This window comes from Methylocapsa sp. D3K7, from assembly GCF_029855125.1.
GTDB lineage: Bacteria > Pseudomonadota > Alphaproteobacteria > Rhizobiales > Beijerinckiaceae > Methylocapsa.
On sequence record NZ_CP123229.1, the window covers coordinates 2,772,605 to 2,793,594 of the forward strand.

The window sequence follows — 20,990 nt, forward strand, 5'->3', positions numbered from 1 at the left end:
GCCGGTCCCCTCAAAAGAGCCAGGTCATATCTGGGACGCTTTTCGGGATTGTCGAGTCCGCTGAGCGGACTTGGGAGTGGGGTGTTTGGCGTATCTAACCGGATGGGACGGCGATTGGCCGCCGTCCGCCGCGGGTTTCGATTAGGGATTACCGCCGGTTTCCGTGCTTAGCCGGCGAATCAGCGCGGGGGTCAAAATGCCGTGCACCGGAAGCCCGTGATCACGCTCGTAGCGCTCGACCGCCCGCTGTGTTGCTGGCCCGGCCACACCGTCAGGGGTAAGCACAAAGCCTAATTTGACGAGCGCGCGCTGGGCCGCCATCACCGGCTTGCTGGGGCTGACGGGCGTGTGGTCCGCCGTAGCCGGTTGAGCGCGCGGAACAGGTTGAGATTTCGCTGCGGGTGGTGCGCTCAAGAGTTCTGTAATTTCATCATGCGGCGTGACGGGCGGCGTATTGGCATGAGCTTGGTGAGGCTGCCCTGTTTCAAGCGATGGCTTTTCCATAGGCTTTTCACGCGGCGGGGCGACGGATGCGGCTGGCTGCGGCCGCGCTGGGGGAATTGCGCTCATCTCAATCACCCTTGGCTCCTTCGCGGGGACCGCCGGGCGGGCGTGCGAGAAAAGCGGTGCCGGATGGCGGCTCTTCTGCCAGGCGAGCGCATTTAAGAGAACGGCAACCATGGTTCCGCCGAGACAGATAGCGGCGAGAATGCCCATATAGCGCCGGCCGCGCCGTGCAGTCCGCCTGAAATGGCCTCCTCGCACCTTCCGGAGGGCATCCCGGATGCGATGCTGCTTCGCCGGCGGTTCGCGCAAAACAAAGTCGTGATCGGCGGTGGCCAAGGCTTCACGCAATTTTCTGCACCGTCATGTGATTGTGCGGGTCGTGCCTGTCTGATCTGGGCAAATCCGCGACAGTTTGTATTTTGGCGGGCATGCCGCTCTTGGCGGCAACCCCGTCGAGCGGCAGAAGGATATGAACACTCGTTCCCTTGTCCGGCTTGCTCGCCACCGCGATTGTGCCCCCCTGAAGTCCGACGAGGCCGCGCACGATGGACAGACCAAGGCCGGAACCGTTCTGAGTCCGGCCGGAAGTTTTGGCTTGAAAGAAGGGATCGCCAAGGCGGGCGAGATCATGTTCGGCGATACCTATGCCGGTATCTGCGACCACAATCTGGAGGGCTTGTGGCTGGGGCCGGACACTGATTGTCACGGTGCCATTGGGAGGGGTGAACTTGATCGCATTGGAGAGCAGATTGACGAGGATCTGTGCGCAAGCACGTCTATCGCCAGTGATCTCGGCGAGATTTTCCGGATAGGCGCGAAGCAGCTCGACCCCGCTTTTTTGGGCATGCAGTTTCACCATGTCGCAACACAGATCGATCAGCGGCGCGACGGCGAAGGGCTCGCGCTCGACCGCCAAACAGTTGGACTGGATTTTCGATATGTTCGAGATCGAATTGACGACATCCAGAAGATGCAGTCCCGACTGGTGAATGATTCTTGCGTATTCGCGTTGCTTTTCAATATCGGGCAGTGACAAGGGCGGATTGGCGAGCAACTCAGAAAATCCGACAATCGCGTTAAGTGGCGTGCGCAATTCGTGGCCCGCGTGAGCCAGGAAATAGTCCTTGCCGAGTGCTGCTTCCTGGGCCGCGGCGAGGGCTTCATCGCGTTCCGCCTCGGTTTGCTTTTCCTGTGTCACGTCGCGGATGATCGCGATGGCGTCATCGATCCCATGCCCTCCTCCGGCGGCAAGGTCACCGCCACGGCGTGCCCGCAGCTCGAGGCATAGGAAAACAGGTTCGGCGTAATCCCCACGATCGACGCGCACGGCACCGCGCCAGCGCAAAGCCGCGCTGACTGTAACAGCGCCCGCCCGGGCGTCCGAAATCGCCTTCAGAAAGGCCGGTCTGTCGGCGACCTGGACGCGTTCGAAAAAACCACGTCCCATCAATTCACTTGCTGGCACACCCAACAATGACTCACAATTGGAACTGACCGACTTGACCGAGCCGGAGCGGCCGCAGCGGATGACGAGGGCGCCGGCCGCATCTGCGAGATTGTCATAGCGTCCGGCCCTGGCTTGCTCCGCGAAGCGGTGAAGCCGCCAGCGGCAGACCAAGCCAATCCCCGCGATTGTCGCGATGGCCGTCGCCGTGATCATGATCGGCAGCAAACTCAACATGAAACTCCGCCGCACACCTGTCCAAATCCAGACTTAGGGATTCGAGGGCTCATGGAGCGTGCCAGAGGGTTGTTAATCAATCCCCTTCAATCCGAACCAAGCCAGGCCTGCACCGCTTTAAAGGCCAAAAAATTTCCCTATGGTGTAGAAGATGTTGCCAAACCTTCTGCGCACAAGGACCAAATTGATCAATCCAAGAGTGTTTTCCGCACTCCACTTGCGATCATGGTTAATCGACACTTAACGGAGCGGCGAGATGGCCACGCAATCGCTGGGACGGTTGATGGATCGGGGGCAAACGCCTACTTATGAACAATGGATCCCTGGTGTTTTTCAAGTTCGCTAACTTCGGAACAAGCAAGCGGCAGCGCGGTTTAACGCCGGATCCGGCGGGTATGATGGGATAGGATAGCTATGGAGGTCGTTCCGACTGCTGCGGCACTTGATGAAATTGTCGAAAACTTCAATTACCTCGACGATTGGGAGGATCGCTACCGCTATTTGATCGAACTTGGCCGCGGTCTTGAGCCGTTGGATGACGCTGCCCATAATGACAGCACCAAGGTCCGGGGCTGCGTCAGTCAAGTATGGCTCGAGTCGCGCGTCGGGAAGGATGATTCCGGCAGCCCCGTCCTCCATTTGAAAGGGGACAGCGATGCCCACATTGTGCGGGGCCTGGTGGCACTCTTGATCGCGCTTTATTCAGGCCAGACGGCACCCCAAATCCTGGCTGCCGATGCGGAGGGCCTATTCGAAACTTTGGGCCTTTCGACGCATCTGACGCCCCAGCGGTCCAATGGCGTGCATGCCATGGTCGAGCGTATCAAGAGCGATGCCCGCGCAGCCCTGTAAGGTCGTCCTATTGATGACTGCCAGCGGCGGGCCAGGGAGCAAATTTCCGAATATAGCCCCAGCGTACGGGCGGTTCTCCTCGAGCAGGAGAACCGGCGGCACACGCCGATCCTAGTCCGGAAGTCCGGGTCAATCCCAGCCACGACGGAATACTATCCGCGAGATTTGCTCGTCCGCCGGCGTTGCTGGCCCAGACCCATTTGTTTGGCAAGATTTGAACGCGCCTTCGCGTAATCGGGCGCGACCATTGGGTAATCCGAGGGGAGACCCCATTTCTCGCGGTATTCGTCTGGAGACATATTGTATTGGGTCCGCAGATGCCTCTTCAACGACTTGAATTTCCGGCCATCTTCCAAACAAACGAGAAATTCCCGGGTGATTGATTTCTTGGCGGGCACTGCTGGCTTCGGCGCTTCAGACGTCACAACAGCCGTTCCCGTGGTGACCCGCAGCAATGCCGAGTGTACGTCGCTGATCAAGGATGGAAGATCATTCGCCGGCACCGAATTGTTGCTGACATAGGCAGAAACAATATCTGCGGCTAGCTCGAGATAACTGTTGGAACTCGCGACTTCGCTCATAGCGCTCGATATCCCCGAATAAAAGGTGCCGCCGGTAGTATGCGGATTGAATAAGGATGAGCTATATATACTCATCGCGGCAAGACCGGCCAAACATAAGCTCTTTTAAGCGATTTTTTCGAATCAACTTTCAAGAACTTCGGCCCTTTCTAAATGCAACATGGAGATTACGCAAGTAGCAACACTACACTTTATTGAATTAAATAAAAAAAACGTTGAAAAAATTGAATCTCGTAGCAATAACGCAACCGCAATGGCTCCCTGCTTGCTATTTGCGGCGGACGCTACCCTGTTCTCAATCAAGAGAGATGAATGAGCAAGCTTCATTGGCCGATGTCTCAGGAAAAGGCGCCGTTTCCGGTTGAAAAGCGTCCTTCGGCCACAAATCTTCACGGAGTCACGCTCCGCGACGACTATGGATGGCTCAAGGCTGCCAACTGGCAGGACGTTTTGCGCGATCCCGCCGCGCTCTCCGGCGATATCCGTGCCGTGCTCGAGGCGGAAAACGGCTATGCCCGAGCGATCCTGGCGCCGGCCGCCAAATTGCGGGCGGAGATTTTCAAGGAGATGCGCGGGCGGATCAAGGAGGACGATTCCGAAGTTCCCCGGCAAGATGGGCCGTGGCTCTACTATAGCCGTCACAATATAGGGGGGCAGTATCCGGTCTTTTGCCGGGTCGCGGGCACCGGGGGGGCGCCTGAAATTCTCCTTGATGGCGACGCACTTGGCGAGGGCAAGAGCTTTTTCGACATCGGGGCTGCCATCCATTCGCCGGATCATTGCAAGCTCGCATGGAGCGCCGACGAGACGGGCTCGGAGCTGTATACGATCAAAATACGCGACCTTGGTGCCGCACAAGCGGAGGACTGTGCGGAAATCATCCACGATACGGATGGCAGTCTTGTATGGATGGCGGATTCTGCCGGCTTTTACTATATCCGCACCGACGAAAATCACCGGCCGGCCGAGATATTCCGGCACAGACTCGGCAGCGATCCCTCGAGCGATGTCCGCGTCTTCGAGGAACACGACCCAGGGTTGTTCATTCATCTCCGGCGCAGCCAATCGGGTCGCTTCGCGATTATCAGCGTCGAAGATCACGATTCATCCGAGATTCATCTGATTGATCTGACGGAGGCAAACGCAACATCAAACCTTGTCGAACCGCGCGCGCCGGGTCTCCATTATGATGTCGAACATCATGGCGACCGGCTGTTCATCCGCACCAATGCTGGGGATGCCGAAGACTTCAAAATTATGAGCGTGCCGCTGGCGACGCCCGGCAAAGCCCTCTGGCGCGATGAAGTTCCACACCGGCGGGGCCGGATGGTGATCAAGATCGCGGTCTATCCTGGCTACCTTGTGCGTATCGAGCGCGACTCAGGGCTTCCCCGCATCGTGATCCGGTATCTCGCAAGCGGCGAAGAGCATTCGATCTTTTTCCCGGAAGAGGCGTATTCGCTCGGCCTCGACGATCGGCTTGAATATGAAACCGATACGCTGAGGTTTGATTACTCATCGATGACCACGCCGTGGGAAACCTATGATTATCATCTTGCCACCCGCGAACGGGTTCTCCGCAAGCGCCAGATCATTCCCTCGGGGCACGATCCGTCCCGCTATGTGACGCGCCGTCTTTTCGCCACCGCTCCCGATGGCGAACAAATCCCCATCTCGCTCCTCTACCGCGCCGGACTGCGATTGGATCAATCCGCGCCTCTGTTGCTTTATGGCTATGGCGCTTACGGCTCGCATGTGCCGGCATCCTTTTCGGGGGCCCGTCTCAGTCTCGTCGATCGCGGCTTTGTTTATGCGATCGCGCATGTTCGCGGCGGCACCGACAAGGGCTGGCATTGGTATACCGATGGAAAACTGATGAAAAAGCAAAATACCTTTACCGATTTCATCAGCGCCGCGAGACATCTCATTGACACTGGCTATTCGCGGGCGGGGCGGATCGTGGCGCAGGGCGGCAGCGCGGGGGGGATGCTCATGGGCGCCGCCGTCAATCTTGCTCCCGAACTTTTCGCTGGAATCATCGCGGATGTGCCCTTCGTCGATGTCTTGAACACCATGCTTGATGCGAACCTGCCCCTGACGCCGCCGGAATGGCTGGAATGGGGCAATCCGGGCACCGACCCGGCGGTTTTCGAGGCGATGCGCGCCTACTCGCCCTACGACAATGTCGGAGCCAAGCCTTACCCGGCGATTCTGGCGCTCGGCGGCCTCACCGATCCGCGTGTGACCTATTGGGAGCCGCTGAAATGGGTGACAAAACTTCGCGCCTTGACGACGGGGAACAGTCCGATCCTGCTCATGACCAACATGGGCGCGGGACATGGCGGGGCGCCGGGACGGCTCGATCATTTGGAGGAATTGGCGTTGCAATACGCCTTCGCCGTCAGCTGCGTCGAGGGCCAGCCGGCGGCTCCCTAGACTGCTATTCTTTTGAAGTTCGAGCTTCCGAGTCCATAAAGGCTTTCAGCTCCGTCATGGATTTGAAATGGAAGACCGCATGTTCGGTCCGCGCTTCGATGGATCCGTTAGAATACATAATATAAGAGGTTCCCGCCGATTGGTATTGACCAACGATCGCCAGTTCCTGTTGGCCGCCGCTCGTGATGGATTGCGGCGCGTTTGGCGGTGGTTGCTGGGGGAGCATGGCGGGCGAAGACGCGGGCTCACCCGCGCGTTTTTCGGGTTTCCTGTGCAGCTCGATAAAAAGTTCTTCCTCGAAGATCGTTTCGATCGCCACCGTTTCGGAGGGCCAGCTTGTTCCTGGCTCAGATTGAACCTGGGGCTTACCCAGTTTGTCTTGTATTTCTGGAAACGGCTCTTCGAAAGACGATGCGGCAATATTCTCATTTGGAGCGGTATCGAAGAGATCAGGCTTTTCCGCGTGAGCGAAAGAAGTCCAAGTTTCGCTTTCCGTTTCAGCCTCCTTCATCGCGACCGCGGGGGGGATGAAGAATTCTGGCTCCAAGGCCGGCTCCGGCCCGGCTTGATTTAGGTCTCCACCGTGGGAAAAAGGCGGCGCTTTCTGCGCGGAATACTCCGCCTCGGGGAGTCCTCGCGCCGGAGGCACATGGCCGCGTGGCTTCAGGAAGCTGCGCGCCGCCGTGAGGTTCGATCGGATGGGCCGTTTCGCCCAGCTTCGCGGGGAAGGAATTGGCGCAACTGCGACAGACGGAACAGCCGCGGACTGCGGTCCAAACGACGATTCGCTCTGGATATCAGAGGGCTGCTCATCATCCGTCCGCCACGCAAGTTCCCTTAGCCGCGGTGTGACTCCTTGCCCGGCATTGAGAAAAGCTGGCAGGCGAGCGAGCCTGTGCAGGATCAGTCCGAGCGCGACCGTCACGATACCGCAAGAAAAGGCCACCGAACCGGCGATTACACTCGCCCAGCCGCGCTCGACCTCGATGATTCCATAGCCGGTGTAAAATGCGATCGCGCCGCCCAGCGAAAGGAAAACGCCTAGACCAAGGACCAAATAGCTCATTTTTCCAAAGCCTCAGCCTTTGAGTTGAACCGCCGCTCGCTCACGTGATCAAACCCGTACTCCCGAAATCCAGGTTTCGGCCCTGGTGTTGCATCGTCCGTCCAATGCAGCTGCCGGGGTGTCGTAAACCAAACCACGCGGAACTTCCCTCTGCGGAATCGGTTGCCGCAATGCAAAAGGCTGTTACCTTATGCGGCGCCCATGGCGGTGCCACCCTAAAGACTTCAAACAAGGAGCCCCAGATGCCGTTCAGCTTGCCCGAACTTCCCTATCCCTACGAGGCACTCCAGCCTTATCTTTCCAAGGAGACGCTCGAGTTTCATCACGATAAGCATCATGCGGCCTATGTGACAACCGCCAATAATCTTCTGAAGGACAGCGGTCTCGAAGGCAAGTCCTTGGAAGATGTTGTCAAGGAGAGTTACGGCAAAAACGTTCCCTTGTTCAATAATGCAGCGCAGCATTATAATCACTCGGAATATTGGAAATCAATCAAGCCAGGTGGCGCCAGCAAAGTTCCAGGTGAGCTTGAAAAGGCGCTCATTGAATCATTCGGTTCGATCGAAAAGGTCAAACAGGACTTGGTGCAGGCGGGCACCACTCAGTTCGGGTCCGGCTGGGCTTGGCTCGTGGTCAAGGATGGCAAGATCGCCGTCGCCAAGACCGGGAACGCCGAAAATCCACTGATCTCGGGAGGTGTCCCGATTCTCACAGTCGATGTCTGGGAACATACATATTACATTGACTATCGCAATCGCCGGCCTGATTACCTCAAAGCGTTCGTCGACAATCTGGTAAATTGGGAATATGTCGCGGAGCGTTATGCCGCAGCGCTCTCTTAGGCGCGTCCACTCGCGGGCAGCCGGGCCGCCGCGCCGGAAAAAATTTCCGGCGTGTTTGGGGGGTGAGCAATAAAATTCCTGCCGCGCCGCCGTTGCGCAAATTCTCTTCTCTTTTGGTTCCCCAGAATCCCAGTGCTCGACAGAGCTTGCTGGCGGGCCGTATATCTTGGAAATCACTGGCGGAGACAAAAACCTGAATGAGTATTGCGGCGAATGTCATCGAAGGAATCGGAAATACTCCGCTTATCAAATTGCGGGCGGCCTCGAATCTGACCGGCTGCACGATTTTGGGCAAAGCGGAGTTCATGAATCCGGGGGGGTCGGTCAAGGACCGCGCCGCCCTCGCGATTGTCAACGCAGCGGTTACGGGGGGAAGCTTGCGGCCGGGCGGATTGATCGTCGAAGGCACGGCGGGCAACACGGGCATTGGACTCGCGCTCGTCGCCAATGCCTTGGGTTACAAAACGGTGATCGTCATTCCCGACACCCAAAGTCAGGAAAAGAAGGATCTGCTGCGGCTGCAAGGCGCCGAACTGATCGAGGTTCCGGCGGTCGCCTATTCCGATCCCAACAATTACGTGAAGCTCTCTGGCCGCCTTGCCTTACGGCTTGCCAAGGAACATCCGCAAGGCGCGATCTGGGCCAATCAATTCGACAATGTCGCCAATCGCAAAGGCCATTTCGAGACCACCGGCCCAGAAATTTGGGCGCAAACGGAAGGTAGGATCGATGGCTTCACCTGCTCGGTTGGAACCGGCGGCACGCTGGCGGGCGTCGCCTTGGCTCTGAAGGCTAAGAAGCCGGACATTAGAATCGCGATCGCCGACCCCTTGGGGGCGGCGCTCTATTCCTATTACACAAGCGGCGAACTGAAATCGTCCGGCTCGTCGATCACCGAAGGCATTGGCCAAGGCCGCATCACCGCCAATCTCGAGGATGCCCCGGTCGACATCGCCTATCAAATCCCGGACGAGGAAGCTCTTCCTATTCTGTTCGATCTCGCCGAACACGAAGGCTTGCTGCTCGGCGGTTCGTCCGGCGTGAATGTGGCGGGCGCGATTCGGCTCGCCAAGGAGCTTGGACCCGGCCACATGATTGTAACCGTCCTCTGTGACTCTGGTGCGCGTTATCAATCGAAATTGTTCAACCCGGCCTTTCTGCGTTCAAAAAATCTGCCGGTCCCGGGCTGGATGGAACGCAAGCCGTCGATCAAACCTGACTTCGTTTGACGTGCCGGGGCATGTTGCAAAGCGGCCCAGCTTTGTTGACTTCAAGCTGCGCCAAATGATCGCTCAGCCATAATAGAGAATGACGACGCAGATGGAAGCCGCCCAGATCACGAAAGCCGCCGCCGGATAAAATTCTTGGTTGCGGAACATGGAACGCCATCATTCGGTAAGCTAAAGACACATCCGGTAAGCCATGAAAACTGACATGATTCCGTTGATATTTTGTGAAGAGAAATGCGGGTGGCCGCGCTTGCAGCGGGACCCGGCATGATGAGAGAGGCCAAGCTGTGACAGCAATCCCTCAAGAGTCCTTCTTCGTTTCGACGGCGTGGCTTGCCGAGCATCTTAATGCGCCCGGCGTGGCGGTCATCGACGCCACATTTTTTCTCCCCGCCGACAAACGCGACGCCAAGGCGGAATATCTTGAGGTGCATATCCCAGGCGCGGTCTTCTTCGACATCGACGCGATCGCCGATCACACGGTGGATTTGCCGCACATGCTGCCGAAGCCCGCAGACTTCGCCCGCGCGATGGAAGAACTCGGACTCGGCGATAACATGCGTTTTGTCGTTTACGACTCTTCCAACTTGCAGGGCGGTGCCCGCGTTTGGTGGAGCTTGCGGACATTCGGCGCGGCCGATGTAAAAATCCTGGCGGGTGGTTTGCCGCGCTGGAAGGTTGAAGGCCGTCCCCTGGAACAAGGTCCCGTGCGGCGGCAACCCCGGCCATTCTCCGTGCATTTCGACAAAGCAGCGGTCGCCGATGCCGCACAAGTGCAGCGAGCCAGCGAAACGGGTGCCGCGCAGATTCTCGATGCGCGCGCGGCCGCGCGGTTCAGCGGCAAGGCGGCCGAGCCACGCCCGGGATTGCGCTCGGGCCATATTCCCGGAAGCCTCAATTTGCCGTGGGGGGAGGTGGTCGTGGCGGGCGAAATCAAGCCGCAAGACGAAACCAAAATGCTTCTGGAGAAAGCAGGCGTCGACTTTACCCGCCCCGTGATCACGACCTGCGGCTCTGGTGTGACGGCTGCGATTTTGTTGCTCGCCTTGGCTACCACCGGCAAGCGCGATGTGACGTTATATGATGGGTCATGGGCCGAGTGGGGCGCCCGGCGCGATCTGCCGCTGGCGGCAAATGAAAGTTAACAATTCCTTGCCAAATGAGAACAAGACTTGGCAACTTCTAAATGCTCACAGTAAAGTTTGCCTCCACAGCAAAAAGACTTGACGTTATATAAGGTTGCGGTAGCATGCTAAATACGCGAATGCCCTTGAAACCTTAGTTTGGTTTGAGCGTTCGTCGTCTAAGTGGAGCATCCGGCGGCCGCCGGATGTGGCAAGGTCCGGCGCGCCGCGCGCGTATTTCTCAAGGATCGAGCCTGCTGGCCCCGAGAGGCTTCCACGCTTCCCCTCCCTTCTTGGGGGGCTACCAATTCCCTAGCTCCGAAGCCATTCATGGCGAGCATCTTTTATGCGCCAGGTTCGGCAACGTACGGAAGGGGATGCAACCGTCTCGAGACAATAGGAGTGACACAAATGTGTGACTATTCGCTTGAAATGTACGCCTCAAGGCCTGCGCGCGAGTCCGAGAAATATGTGACCACCCGTTTTCCTTCGGGAAGCATAGGACTCGCGGCACCGGGTGATTGCACGACGGCCGTCTGTGTTCAATATGATACGCACCTTAAGCTCGAAGGAATATCGAGCGATCTGCAAACCCGCCTCGCCGTCAAGGACGAAGAGCACGTGGTCTTCGCACGGCTCGAACACGGCGCGTACCGTGATGGCGTCAAGTTCGACAACGGCAAGGAAATTTCCTTGCAGTTACTGGGCTCGGGCGTCGGCGTCACGCTGGTCGAGTTGGCGAAGCCAGAGATTGTCCGCGAACGCCAGGACGTTCTCGAAACAATCGACTAAGCATTTATGACTGGACCCGCTGCGTGGCTTACATCTGCGCGGCGGGTCTGCGTTCTGTGATTCCCGATGCCTGGATTGAAGGACCGGCCGCCGGCTTGGAGTTCGTCTGAATGCAATTGTCGTGGGGAGGCGAAGACGGTTTATGGAATGGTATGCCTATCGCAAGTTGAGCAAGCCGTTAGTGGACATTCGGCGAAATAGCTCGTCTTTCCTCGTTCGCTCGGTGTGGGATGGTTGGAGTGAGCCTGGAGTCATCGTACGTAAATTGGCTGCTCGGCTAATTTTGGCATCCGGCTAGACAACTGAATGACCGCGATGGCAATCATGACGGCGGTTACAAAAATTGACGGCATAACGATCCCAACGAGTCCATAAAGGACTGCCAGAAAATATCCCGCGGCAAGTCCTAATGAGGCAAGCACCCCATAAACGTGCGCGGTATACCGCCGCAACATAGATCGCCACAATTTTCTACCCAAAAACGCCCTCCGCTAACGACTCGTTGTTATCAAACATTTGTGTGCCTCTACCGCGGCGATGTTATGCGGGAACGCGGTGTTTAGATGCACATGCGGCGTGACAAAACTGACCCTTGACTTCACAGTTCAGATACGCTCGTTTCAGACATGTGAAGAAGGGCGGCGGAGGGATGATATGAGCAGGCGAGTCTTCTGTCTTGCGGCCGCCCTGGCCTTGCTGGCCACCTCAAGCATTCCGGCCCGCGCATGCAAGGCGCGGCCCCAGTCCGCGAGCCTTTGCACCGTCGTTCCGCTCGTAGCGGATGTCCGGGACGCGCCAAACGGCCGCGTGACATCGGACGCGGCGGGAATCGTCCGGGTTGGCGGCCAATCCAAGGATGGGCTGTGGTCGCGTGTCGAGGTCCCATGCATAGGATTTATGGGCTGGATCGCCCGCAAGGATCTCATGTGTGAAAACGTCTCGGCCAGCGCCAAGCCCTGACCCCACTGCTGGATAAGCCCGCGGGGAAAATAGCGCCGCGTATCGCGCAATTTCCATCAAGACAGATCGAAACCGCTCGGCGAGCATGCGCCGCAAGTGGAGTATGACAGTTTCGCTGAAAGACTTGCTTTTGCCAACGCTGCCGATCTCAGCAGGCGCTTGTATTTGCTTTTAATTGGCAATTAATGTAAGTGATAAGTTATTCCCACTCACTAATTACCGGGTGGTAGGGAATGGGGATGCTGCGCGGAACGATTTGGCTTTTCTTCAGGGAGCACGTCTCGGAGCATCGAAAATACTGCCCGCACAATAAACAATGGGAGGGCAACCATGCTATCGGGCAGACAGACAACGACGCTTCCAAACTGGGCCGTGGCTTTTATCGCACTGTTGTTAAGTTTCTTCTGCGGAAATAGTTTTGTTGAAGCTTTTCCAGCCGCTGATTTCACTCAAAAACTTCAAGTAAGTAATAAAGGTGGAGTTAGGCTTTACGTTGGCTTTACGCAAAACGGCACTGTCCAGCTCGCGAATGTTGTCGGATATTCATCTCCAGCCGTTCCGGGCTGGACAAATTCACATAATCAACCGTGCACTTTAACCCCGGATGGAAATTATCTCATCGTCAATAATAACGACTATTGTCAAGCAACGGTAAATTGGAATTTCATCAAATCATATCAGATGTGTTCCATCTTGCCGTCGCAAGCCTCTACGACACCGCCGTCGGGAGGATTTTACTATAATTGCTCAAACGGATTGGCAAATCTTATCACTGTTGTTGAGTTGGGCACAGGAGGCACATCGGCTTCCGGGGTCAATTACGATATCACCATGATCCCTCAAACTCTCCCAACGAGCGGGATAAACAAAGGCATCGGGTGCAACGATCCTCAATGGGGAGGGTGTACCTATGCGGCAAGCGTCCAACAGACAAGCACCATCCCTGGTGGGCCCTACTATTATAATCAGTTGAACCCCAGTCAGCTTCCTCCTGACAATACGGGACCGATGACAAGCCAAACATACTGCAAAGCCCTGCAGGGTGTTCCTTATAATTTTGGTGTGGTGCTCGCCTGTGGCGGCCACAAGACCTTTACATGCAAGGGTAGCAAAAAATTGGGGATTGGCTTCCCCGATAAGTGCGGTTTTACGGCAGCACAATTTTCGTCAGGCCAGCCGCTGGCTCACAATAATTGTTCAGGCAATACTCCCGATTGTTACCAAGCCTTCTTCTGGCCCATGAGTCAGGGGGGACCATCCGCACCCAATGGACTGACGACGGGGGGTATTTATTACTGCGGAATTAACAACCCTCAACAGCCGCAAGATAATTGCAACCCGATTTCGAATACACTTCAGGTCACCTTCTCTGGAGCCGGCGACATCTTGTAATCGTAACGGAGTGAAGGGCAGCAAGAGAGAGGCGGGCGGCCAAGCATTACGGTGACGAAAAATTCGCTTCGGGGATGCGATCCGCGCTCCATACGAAGCAATCCATTCCCTGACCTCCTCAACGTCAGGGCGTGATCTTCGCCGCGACCAAGGCTTGGCCGCAATCGCCGCCAATCGCCAACGTGACCGGGACGGGGTTTTTGGTCCCGCTGATATTGGTGCCTTGCACGCGGGCGGTTATCGCATAACGTTGCGTTCCCGTAGGTTCGATGAGCACGTTCAAGGCCGTGCCGTTGACGATTCCATTGAACAGGAACCGGTTGAGCCCTTTCAGGTCAGTCTCCGCCGCCGTGAAGGACCCGGCTGGGATGGCGGTGGTCGAAGTGCCGGCTTTGAGGATGACCGCATTGTGAATGGGATCGATAGCGGGAGCGGCGTTGCTCAAGGTAAAACTCGACTTGAGTGTAAAACTGCCCGTGTTGGGCGTTTTGCCGAGGATGATCGCGAGCTACGGATTGAAGGTCAGGAAGGGCAGGCACCCAGAACTCCCAGCCGGCGGCGTGACGATCCCGACGCCAAAGGGAGCATTCCCTACCGGCACTGTCGTCACCACCAGATTGGTGGATGTGTCGATCACCGAAACCGTGTTATCGTTTAAATTCGTGACATAGGTAAGCTTCCCATCAGGCGCAACGGCGACCCCGTAGGGTGAAGCTCCCACCTTGATTGTGGCTGCCACGGATGGGGGGGCCGTGGTCGTGTCGATCAGGGAAACGGTGTTGAAGAAAAAATTCGCGACATAGGCGCTTTTCCCATCCGGCGTGACAGCAACCCCAAACGGGGCCTCGCCCACCCCGATTGAAGCTTTTACGGATGGAGGGTTTGTTGTCGTGTCGATCACGGAAACCGTATTGGATTGCCCGTTCGTGACATAGACATGTTTGCCATCCGGCGTGACCGCCGCCCCAAAAGGAAAAGATTCAACTGGGACGGTGTGTACAACAGCGGGAGGTGTTGCGCCCGTATCGATCACCGAAACGATGTTGGAGGTCTCGTTGGTGATATAGGCGAAGGGTGCCGCTGTTGCCGGCATCACCGTGAGAGCAACCGCGAGCACCGCGATTGAGGCTCCAAAACAGCGCTCCTTGTGAGTGCTCACGCACTGACGGGTGGTGAGACCCGCAAATCGCTTTGATTCCAACATATGCCCCGGTCATTCCAAATTCCATCGGCCAATATTATCCCTAGGGCGTAATTTTGGCCGTGACCGAGGCTTTACCGCAGTTGCCGCCAATCGTCAGCCCCACCGGAACCGGATTTTTGATCCCGGCCAAATTGGCCCCAGTTGCCGTCGTAGAAAAGGTATAGCGCAATGTGCCGTTCGGCGTGATCTGCACCTTCAGGCTCACGCCGTTGATCACACCCGTGAAGGTGTACCCTGCATCATTATGCTTAAAGGAGCCGGGTGGGATAATCAGATTGGAGTTGCCAACCTGAATGGTAACCGGCTGAGTCAGAGGATTGATAGAAGGAGCGGCGCTGCCGACGGTGAAGCTGGCCTGAAAATTATAGTTGTCGGTGTTCGCGGTATGACCGAGGACAACGGAAAGCGTCGGGTTGAATGTCAGAAAAAGCACACAGACGGCCGGCTCAGCAAGTGCCACACCGACTGGGCCTGGGCCAGTGACAAAAGCGGGTACCGGTATATCGATCACCGAGATGGTATTGGAAGTCGAGTCGGCGACATAGGCGCGTTTTGCGTCCGCCGTGATGGAGATCCCGTTGGGTCTCGGTCCCACCGGGATCATGAAAAGCGCAGACGGAGGGGCCGTCGTTGTATCGATCACCGAAACAGTGCTGGAGCCACTGTTCGCAACAAAGGCACGGGTGCCGTCTGGGCTAATGGCGACCGTGGTAGGAAACGCCCCAACCCCGATTTTCGGGCCGGGGGGCGGGGGAGTCTTGGTCGTGTCGATCACCAAGACGGTGTTCTCGCCGTTGAGTGTGACATAGAGGTTCTTCCCATCCGGCGTGACGGCAACACCAAAAGGCTGCAAATCGCCGACTCCAATTGTCGAGGCCACGGCCGGCGGCGTCAGGGCGTTGTCGACCACCGAGATCGTACCGGAGACCGAATTTGCGACATAGACGCGGTTTCCCGCAGCTCCTGCCGCGACACCATTGGGAAAGGCCCCAACAGGGATCGTCGCAATCACCGACGGCGGCGCCGTGGTTGTTGTGATGATCGAAACATTGTTCGAGAATTGGTTCACGACATAGACACGATTGCCGTCCGGGGTGACGGCGAGCACGGATGGAGAAGTCCCCACTGGGATTGTGGCAATCACAGACGGCGGGCTTGTCGTCGTGTCGATCACTGAAACGTTGTTGGAAGTCGTATTGGCGACATATACCCGTTTACCATCCGGCGATAGGGAAACACCGGCGGGATTTGTTCCGACCGGCACGGTGGCAACCAACGACGGAGGGCTTGTGGCCGTGTCGAACACTGTCACGGTGTTGGCGCCCGTGTTCGCAACATAGAGAAAGGCCGCCGCCGTCGAGGGCATCGTCAAGATACCCATTTCCATCGCCATAAGGGCGAAGAGGGCCGGGACACCACGGTCCCTCAAAGCGCGCCGGCCATAACCTGCCTTGATCATTACTCGCTTCCTCCCCCAAAGACTCTTACAAAAAAACGTCTGGCGTGAGATGAGCAGCTTTGCAAATCCTATCTCATGCGGCAAGGACGGATTGCGCCACTTTCCACGAAAGAAAATCCATGAATGCGAAATCAAGCGGCCGTTGGAAAATCCTGGCCTTCCTGGTGATGCTCTGTGCCGCGCGGCCAGCGGACGCCGCAGCCGATATGCTTTGGAACTGGTCCTACATCAACGCTGACACCCATATCAAAGCGGCGGGCACGCTAACCACTAAGGATCTTGTGGCGGGGTCTTATGCGATCACGTCCGCCACCGGGTCTTGGAACGGCGCCTCGATCACAGGTTTGGCGCCGCTTCATTCCTGTTGCTCGCCGCCAGGCTGGAATGACAATGTCCTGGTCCCTGGAGAAAACAGGCTCAACAAAGGCGGTTTCGCCTTTGATGTGAGCGGCGGCTCAAAAATAAATCTCTTCTACAAGGGCGGACATTACGCTTACGAGATCCAAAACGGCCCCGAAATTTTCGGCGGCGTTTTCACCGCCACGCCTAGCAAGGCGCAATAGATGCTCAATTCAGTCGAGTATGCCGGGCGCCGATGGGCGTATCGCGATCCCGCGCAACCATTCGAACCAGCTTTGCGGAGCAACCGGTTCCCCAAGAGGAATATTAAAAGGGCAATATACGGAGGAAGCCTTGCCGCATAACTTCGCAATCGCATATTCAGAGAGATCTCCTTGATACGCGTCTATTTTCGGATATTGGCTGAGAGCCTCAGCGACGTTTCCCCGCTCATTGATACTACGAATGTAATCGCCGTTGAGGTGTATTTTCTCATACTCTCCGTCGTCGGACAGGAGTAGAAATCTTGCAATAAGGCTGGGCAGCTTCTTTAGCAGGACCGTCGTGAGACGATAGTAGGTGGTTTGAGAATTGGCGATGCTCTGTGTCACGTCCGGGTTAAAACGCGGTTCGGAAATTCGCGAGAAATCCAAATCCAAATGCAGGCCGTGTTTGCTGGCTCGTTGCGCCATCCACTTCAGGCTGCAATCCGACAGGCCTGAATTCGCATAGCCGCCGCCAATATTTGAATGCACGCCGGGGAACCATTTTTCTTCGTAAAGCGGAATCCCATCTATGCGTAGGCTTTCTGCGTTTTTCTCCCGGTGTGTTTTGCTCAATTCCCATAGGCACGGGCGAAATGGCCAGCGCCGTTCGTCGATGGCCACGGCATGATAGGCGCTCTCGATAATGGAACTCAGTTTGACGTCATGGAATTCCGCTCGGCATAGTTTCGTAATGAGCCAGCCAAGCGGGGTGCCGAAGGGCGTACCTAAGGCGCCAACAGTATCCCACACGCCGAGGAAGGTGATGGTTTCATTTTGATGCGTGCACCGCTCGCGAAATTTTTTTGAGAACTGGCTTTCTGGATGCCATTTGGAAGATGCGTCCTTATACAATTGGTAGGCTTTGGTCACCAGATGCAAATTGTTCCGCGTCAAGATTCCCATGTTCCGGATGAACCCGGCAATACTCCTTGCGGTATACGCACCCCGGCTAAATCCGAATAGAAAAATTTTGTCTCCCTGTTCATAGTTGCTCGCAATAAAACTATAAGCATTCTGGATGTTCGCGGAGATTCCATAACCGAACATCCCGCCGATAAGCCTGTCCGTGATTTGCGTTCCGATCCCCTCCACATAATGGGCGATCTGTGGCTCCTTTTTTTCGTTTTCCGGCGAGCAGGCTTCAAAAAGCCGGAGAACGTTCGTCGGACAAGGGCGTCCATTCGAGCTTTGATCGGCTCGATTCCATGTGCCATCGCAGAAAACAACGAGAATTTTTGACATCGCCCGCCCCCGCCAGGTGATCGACGTTGAAAACTATCTCATGACCGGCCATCGCGCCAGGGTCCCTGGCCGCGGACGGAGTCTTCCTTGCCCGCGCGCGTTGCGCGGAAAATCCCATTCATCGCATGGCGGCGGAAAAGGGCGCGCTCGCTAATGCCGCCGGCGTTTTTTAGCGGGTGCGACGATCGCGCGGCAGGCGGGACTGATGCTGGCGCGATATTGGTAAAGGCAGGAGTGAATTCTTCCTGGATCCGGAATGGCGGCGCTACAGAGACGCATCGCATCGTCCTGACACGCCGCCTGCTCCTGCTGCGCCGTCAGGCCAAGGGCCGCACTCGTTATGGCGCCCATCATGGCGCCGGCGAGCGCCAGCGCCGCGGCCAGCATGCGTGTTTCGCATTTGCGCATTCTATTTCCCCCGTAAAGTCTTGGGTTAAATGCCGCCAACCATGCCGTCATTCGAGAGGCGGGTCAATCAGCTTGCCCGCCGACCGGCTTTTCCACGCCTGATACCCATCAGCGGCCAGGACCTCTGTCTCGAAGCCCGCAAGCCATGGAAAATTCCTTTCATCGCAACGCATTGGAAATATGGAGTTATACTTTGAACGCGAGGCGACCGTGGCAAGATCAGTTTGATGAATTACCTTTGACGACATGCTGCAATTGGCCTTTAATAATGAAATCTGAAATTGAGGGTCAGCATTTTCATTTGGGGGAAAGTGCCATGTCTGAAGAATGGCAAAAAAAAATTGACGAACTTCGTCATGATTTACAAAAGATGAATCATGTGCTTCAGGCCATTATGATCGATGTTACGCAAAACAAGAATTTAACGGTAGCGACGGGGCATTACCTGGAAGAAGTGGCCAGGATGGTGAAGGATTTGGAAGATAAATGTCCGGGGGCCGCGCCCAAGGAGCGATAAAGTCTTCAGTATTACCAGTGGGGGATGAAAAAAGGACCCCGGGGTGTCGATTTCCATCCTGTGCTGCGGGCTCTAGACTTCAAATGACCGATACGCTCGGGCGGCCGTGCCATGAACGGTGTTGCCCCACTGCTGTCTGGTGTGCCAACAAAAAAGGTCAGTCGTCAAAGCTCGCCGGAAAGAGGGCAGCCGCGCCATCCAAAGCGCCCGTATCGCTATAGGTCAGGGGGTCGGCTTTGGCATCGAGCAGTCTGCCGTCCATGACTTTTCCCAAAATCAGCACATGATCACCCGCCGGATATTCGGCGGTCAACTGACATTCGAACCAAGCCAAGCATTGAGGCAGCAACGGCACTCCCATCCTGCCAGGCGTCCATTCCATCGAGGCCAATTTGTTGGCGCTGGCTGGCCCGCCAAAATGCGCGGCAAGCTCCAATTGCCCCTTCTTGAGCACGTTGATGCTGAATGCGCCGCTCCGCTTCAAGAGCGCATAGGAGGAGTGGTCCGGATTGATACTCAAGGCCAGCAGCAATGGATCGAACGAGACCTGCATCACAAAGGCGGCGGTGAACGCATTGGGCACCTCCCCATCCGCGACGCCCACCACATAAACGCCGGCCGTCAGGCTCCGAACCAAACGTGCAATGGAAGTTCCCATTCGTACCTCCGGTGTGCGTCCTTTGCGAAAAACGCAGTCATAGCATGGCGGCAGAAAAGCACATCCGGACTTTGCACGCGAGGACGCGGCGCTTCCTCAAATTGCAAATGCAAAGTTCACGGTCCGTTAGCGCTTACTGGATCAAATGAAAACCGTCGAAATGAATTCGACGGGTCGAGTGCTCTGCCCATTGTTTAGATGGACTAGACAGCCATGATGGCAGCCAGGGAGCGCGCGAGCCTGGATTGAAAGCCGATGCTCATCACGACGGATTTAAAGACGCGCCTGACAAGGGCGTTTTTCGCGAATTTGGTTTCGCAGTTGAAGTCGGCAAAGAAACCGGCTCCCATCGCCTCCACCATGGGGCAAAACAAGCAACCGGCCACGAGTCTTAACCTCACATTCGTGGCCAATAACGCCCACTATGGCCGTATGCGGATGGCGGCGTTCCAGACATAAAATGTTTGTTGCTCCTTCGCCGCTTGATCCCGTTCCCCGCCGCACTATCCTTGACAACGTGGTGTGAGACAGCCCGAACTGGACACGCTGCCGCCATCCGCAAAGAGGGAAGCGAAAGGGGAGCCCATGAGCATCAAGACCATGAAGACTCGGTCTGCACGCGCTGCCGCCACGCTTGGCGTCGTCAGTGCCGGCGTGTTCAGCCCCGGCCTATCTTCGGCTGCGCCGCTCGGCTGGAGCACGCTTGCGGACAGAGAATTCTCGCGCGAAATCGTCGATGTCCGCTATCGTCACGGCTACTATGGCCGGGGCTACGGTTATCCCTATGGAGCCTATGGCTACTACGGAGGATTCGTGGCGCCCGACGGCGGCTTTGCTTATCCTTATCGCTATCCCTTTTACGCCTATCCAACGAATTATGCCTATCCAACGCCATATATCGGCGGCTTTGCTTTTGGGCGGGGGTTTTAGGGCGAGGACACTGATATAGCCACCCCAAAGCCCTCATGCTGAAGAGATCGCGAAGCGATCGTCTCGAAGCATGAGGGGCAGAGGGAAAGCAGAATAGGTACGATGTCCGGCGCCTCGATATACATCCTGCACTGCGCCGACGTCAGCTATTACACGGGGATCACGCGGCGGAGCGTTGAAGAGCGTGTGAGCGAACACGCCCAAGGGCTTGTTGACGGCTGCTAAACGGCGAGCCGCTTGCCAGTGTCACTCATGTTCAGCGAATATTACGAACGCATCGACGAAGCGGTCGCGGCAGAACGGCGCATAAAGGGCTGGTCGCGCGCCAAAAAAGAAGCCTATATACGTGGAGATTTCGAGCGCTTGTCCGCGCTGGCTCGGCGGAGAGGTAACAAGAGGTCCTCGCCCTTCGAGACGGGTCCTTCGGACCCTCCTCAGGGTGAGGACACTGATACATAGCTATCCCAAAGCCCTCATGCTGAGGAGGCTGCGAAGTGGCCCCCCA

At 56.7% G+C, this 20,990-nt stretch carries 25 protein-coding genes; 15 read left to right on the plus strand and 10 right to left on the minus strand.

Features of this window, described 5'->3' with window-relative positions; genetic code table 11:
• Positions 1-141: 141 nt before the first annotated feature.
• Positions 142-855, minus strand: coding sequence for a peptidoglycan-binding domain-containing protein (locus tag QEV83_RS13055; protein WP_280128158.1), 714 nt, complete (start codon positions 853-855; stop codon positions 142-144).
• Positions 848-2,188, minus strand: a complete 1,341-nt coding sequence (locus QEV83_RS13060) for a PAS domain-containing sensor histidine kinase (RefSeq protein WP_280128159.1) — start codon at positions 2,186-2,188, stop codon at positions 848-850. The genes QEV83_RS13055 and QEV83_RS13060 overlap by 8 nt, the downstream gene beginning before the upstream one ends.
• Positions 2,189-2,239: 51 nt before the next feature.
• On the opposite strand from QEV83_RS13060, the gene QEV83_RS13065 reads away from it, so the two are divergent.
• Positions 2,240-2,500, plus strand: a complete 261-nt coding sequence (locus QEV83_RS13065) for a hypothetical protein (protein WP_280128160.1) — start codon at positions 2,240-2,242, stop codon at positions 2,498-2,500.
• Positions 2,501-2,602: 102 nt separating this feature from the next.
• Positions 2,603-3,040, plus strand: a complete 438-nt coding sequence (locus QEV83_RS13070; RefSeq protein ID WP_280128161.1) for a SufE family protein — start codon at positions 2,603-2,605, stop codon at positions 3,038-3,040.
• 152 nt (positions 3,041-3,192) lie between these two features.
• Here the strand turns inward: QEV83_RS13070 and QEV83_RS13075 are convergent, their stop codons facing one another.
• Entirely contained in the window at positions 3,193-3,621 is a 429-nt protein-coding gene (locus QEV83_RS13075) for a MucR family transcriptional regulator (protein WP_280128162.1), read from the minus strand.
• A 312-nt stretch (positions 3,622-3,933) separates the two neighbouring features.
• Between QEV83_RS13075 and QEV83_RS13080 the strand changes: the two genes are divergently transcribed.
• The gene (locus tag QEV83_RS13080) at positions 3,934-6,057 is read left to right on the plus strand and encodes a S9 family peptidase (protein ID WP_280128163.1); all 2,124 of its coding nucleotides are present in this window, start codon (positions 3,934-3,936) and stop codon (positions 6,055-6,057) included.
• Between the two features lie 4 nt (positions 6,058-6,061).
• Here QEV83_RS13080 and QEV83_RS13085 read toward each other — a convergent pair whose 3' ends face one another.
• Positions 6,062-7,123, minus strand: coding sequence for a hypothetical protein (locus QEV83_RS13085; RefSeq protein ID WP_280128164.1), 1,062 nt, complete (start codon positions 7,121-7,123; stop codon positions 6,062-6,064).
• 242 nt (positions 7,124-7,365) lie between these two features.
• On the opposite strand from QEV83_RS13085, the gene QEV83_RS13090 reads away from it, so the two are divergent.
• From QEV83_RS13090 to QEV83_RS13115, 6 genes are all read left to right on the plus strand, one after another.
• A complete protein-coding gene (locus QEV83_RS13090; protein WP_280128165.1) occupies positions 7,366-7,965 on the plus strand; it encodes a superoxide dismutase in 600 nt (199 codons plus the stop codon).
• Positions 7,966-8,162: 197 nt separating this feature from the next.
• The gene (locus QEV83_RS13095; RefSeq protein ID WP_280128166.1) at positions 8,163-9,194 is read left to right on the plus strand and encodes a cysteine synthase A; all 1,032 of its coding nucleotides are present in this window, start codon (positions 8,163-8,165) and stop codon (positions 9,192-9,194) included.
• Between the two features lie 287 nt (positions 9,195-9,481).
• A complete protein-coding gene (gene sseA / locus QEV83_RS13100; protein ID WP_348273224.1) occupies positions 9,482-10,339 on the plus strand; it encodes a 3-mercaptopyruvate sulfurtransferase in 858 nt (285 codons plus the stop codon).
• 390 nt (positions 10,340-10,729) lie between these two features.
• Positions 10,730-11,110 (plus strand): hypothetical protein, encoded by a 381-nt coding sequence (locus QEV83_RS13105; protein WP_280128167.1) that lies wholly within the window; start codon positions 10,730-10,732, stop codon positions 11,108-11,110.
• A gap of 654 nt (positions 11,111-11,764) precedes the next feature.
• On the plus strand, positions 11,765-12,070 hold the full coding sequence (locus tag QEV83_RS13110; RefSeq protein WP_280128168.1) for a hypothetical protein: 306 nt from the start codon (positions 11,765-11,767) through the stop codon (positions 12,068-12,070).
• Between the two features lie 330 nt (positions 12,071-12,400).
• Positions 12,401-13,462 carry a hypothetical protein gene (locus tag QEV83_RS13115; RefSeq protein WP_280128169.1) on the plus strand — a complete coding sequence of 354 codons (1,062 nt, stop codon included), beginning with the start codon at positions 12,401-12,403 and terminating at the stop codon, positions 13,460-13,462.
• 124 nt (positions 13,463-13,586) lie between these two features.
• Here the strand turns inward: QEV83_RS13115 and QEV83_RS13120 are convergent, their stop codons facing one another.
• From QEV83_RS13120 to QEV83_RS13130, 3 genes are all read right to left on the minus strand, one after another.
• On the minus strand, positions 13,587-13,907 hold the full coding sequence (locus tag QEV83_RS13120) for a hypothetical protein (protein WP_280128170.1): 321 nt from the start codon (positions 13,905-13,907) through the stop codon (positions 13,587-13,589).
• Between the two features lie 63 nt (positions 13,908-13,970).
• Entirely contained in the window at positions 13,971-14,666 is a 696-nt protein-coding gene (locus tag QEV83_RS13125; protein ID WP_280128171.1) for a hypothetical protein, read from the minus strand.
• Between the two features lie 40 nt (positions 14,667-14,706).
• Positions 14,707-16,125, minus strand: coding sequence for a beta-propeller fold lactonase family protein (locus QEV83_RS13130; RefSeq protein ID WP_280128172.1), 1,419 nt, complete (start codon positions 16,123-16,125; stop codon positions 14,707-14,709).
• Positions 16,126-16,244: 119 nt separating this feature from the next.
• Here QEV83_RS13130 and QEV83_RS13135 point away from each other — a divergent pair, with 119 nt between their 5' ends.
• Entirely contained in the window at positions 16,245-16,688 is a 444-nt protein-coding gene (locus QEV83_RS13135; RefSeq protein ID WP_280128173.1) for a hypothetical protein, read from the plus strand.
• Between the two features lie 9 nt (positions 16,689-16,697).
• On the opposite strand, the gene QEV83_RS13140 is transcribed toward QEV83_RS13135, so the two are convergent.
• Together QEV83_RS13140 and QEV83_RS13145 are read right to left on the minus strand one after the other, a co-directional pair.
• The gene (locus QEV83_RS13140) at positions 16,698-17,972 is read right to left on the minus strand and encodes a DUF2235 domain-containing protein (RefSeq protein WP_280128174.1); all 1,275 of its coding nucleotides are present in this window, start codon (positions 17,970-17,972) and stop codon (positions 16,698-16,700) included.
• A gap of 150 nt (positions 17,973-18,122) precedes the next feature.
• Positions 18,123-18,380 (minus strand): hypothetical protein, encoded by a 258-nt coding sequence (locus tag QEV83_RS13145; protein ID WP_280128175.1) that lies wholly within the window; start codon positions 18,378-18,380, stop codon positions 18,123-18,125.
• Positions 18,381-18,648: 268 nt separating this feature from the next.
• Here QEV83_RS13145 and QEV83_RS13150 point away from each other — a divergent pair, with 268 nt between their 5' ends.
• The gene (locus QEV83_RS13150; protein WP_280128176.1) at positions 18,649-18,897 is read left to right on the plus strand and encodes a hypothetical protein; all 249 of its coding nucleotides are present in this window, start codon (positions 18,649-18,651) and stop codon (positions 18,895-18,897) included.
• A gap of 157 nt (positions 18,898-19,054) precedes the next feature.
• On the opposite strand, the gene QEV83_RS13155 is transcribed toward QEV83_RS13150, so the two are convergent.
• The gene (locus QEV83_RS13155) at positions 19,055-19,555 is read right to left on the minus strand and encodes a flavin reductase family protein (protein WP_280128177.1); all 501 of its coding nucleotides are present in this window, start codon (positions 19,553-19,555) and stop codon (positions 19,055-19,057) included.
• A 245-nt stretch (positions 19,556-19,800) separates the two neighbouring features.
• Between QEV83_RS13155 and QEV83_RS13160 the strand changes: the two genes are divergently transcribed.
• The 4 genes from QEV83_RS13160 (at position 19,801) to QEV83_RS19480 (ending at position 20,944) form a co-directional block, all read left to right on the plus strand.
• Positions 19,801-19,950 carry a hypothetical protein gene (locus QEV83_RS13160; RefSeq protein ID WP_280128178.1) on the plus strand — a complete coding sequence of 50 codons (150 nt, stop codon included), beginning with the start codon at positions 19,801-19,803 and terminating at the stop codon, positions 19,948-19,950.
• A 190-nt stretch (positions 19,951-20,140) separates the two neighbouring features.
• A complete protein-coding gene (locus QEV83_RS13165; RefSeq protein ID WP_280128179.1) occupies positions 20,141-20,485 on the plus strand; it encodes a hypothetical protein in 345 nt (114 codons plus the stop codon).
• Positions 20,486-20,587: 102 nt separating this feature from the next.
• Positions 20,588-20,710 carry a GIY-YIG nuclease family protein gene (locus tag QEV83_RS19475; protein ID WP_348273225.1) on the plus strand — a complete coding sequence of 41 codons (123 nt, stop codon included), beginning with the start codon at positions 20,588-20,590 and terminating at the stop codon, positions 20,708-20,710.
• 12 nt (positions 20,711-20,722) lie between these two features.
• Positions 20,723-20,944 (plus strand): hypothetical protein, encoded by a 222-nt coding sequence (locus QEV83_RS19480; RefSeq protein ID WP_348273226.1) that lies wholly within the window; start codon positions 20,723-20,725, stop codon positions 20,942-20,944.
• Positions 20,945-20,990: the final 46 nt, after the last annotated feature.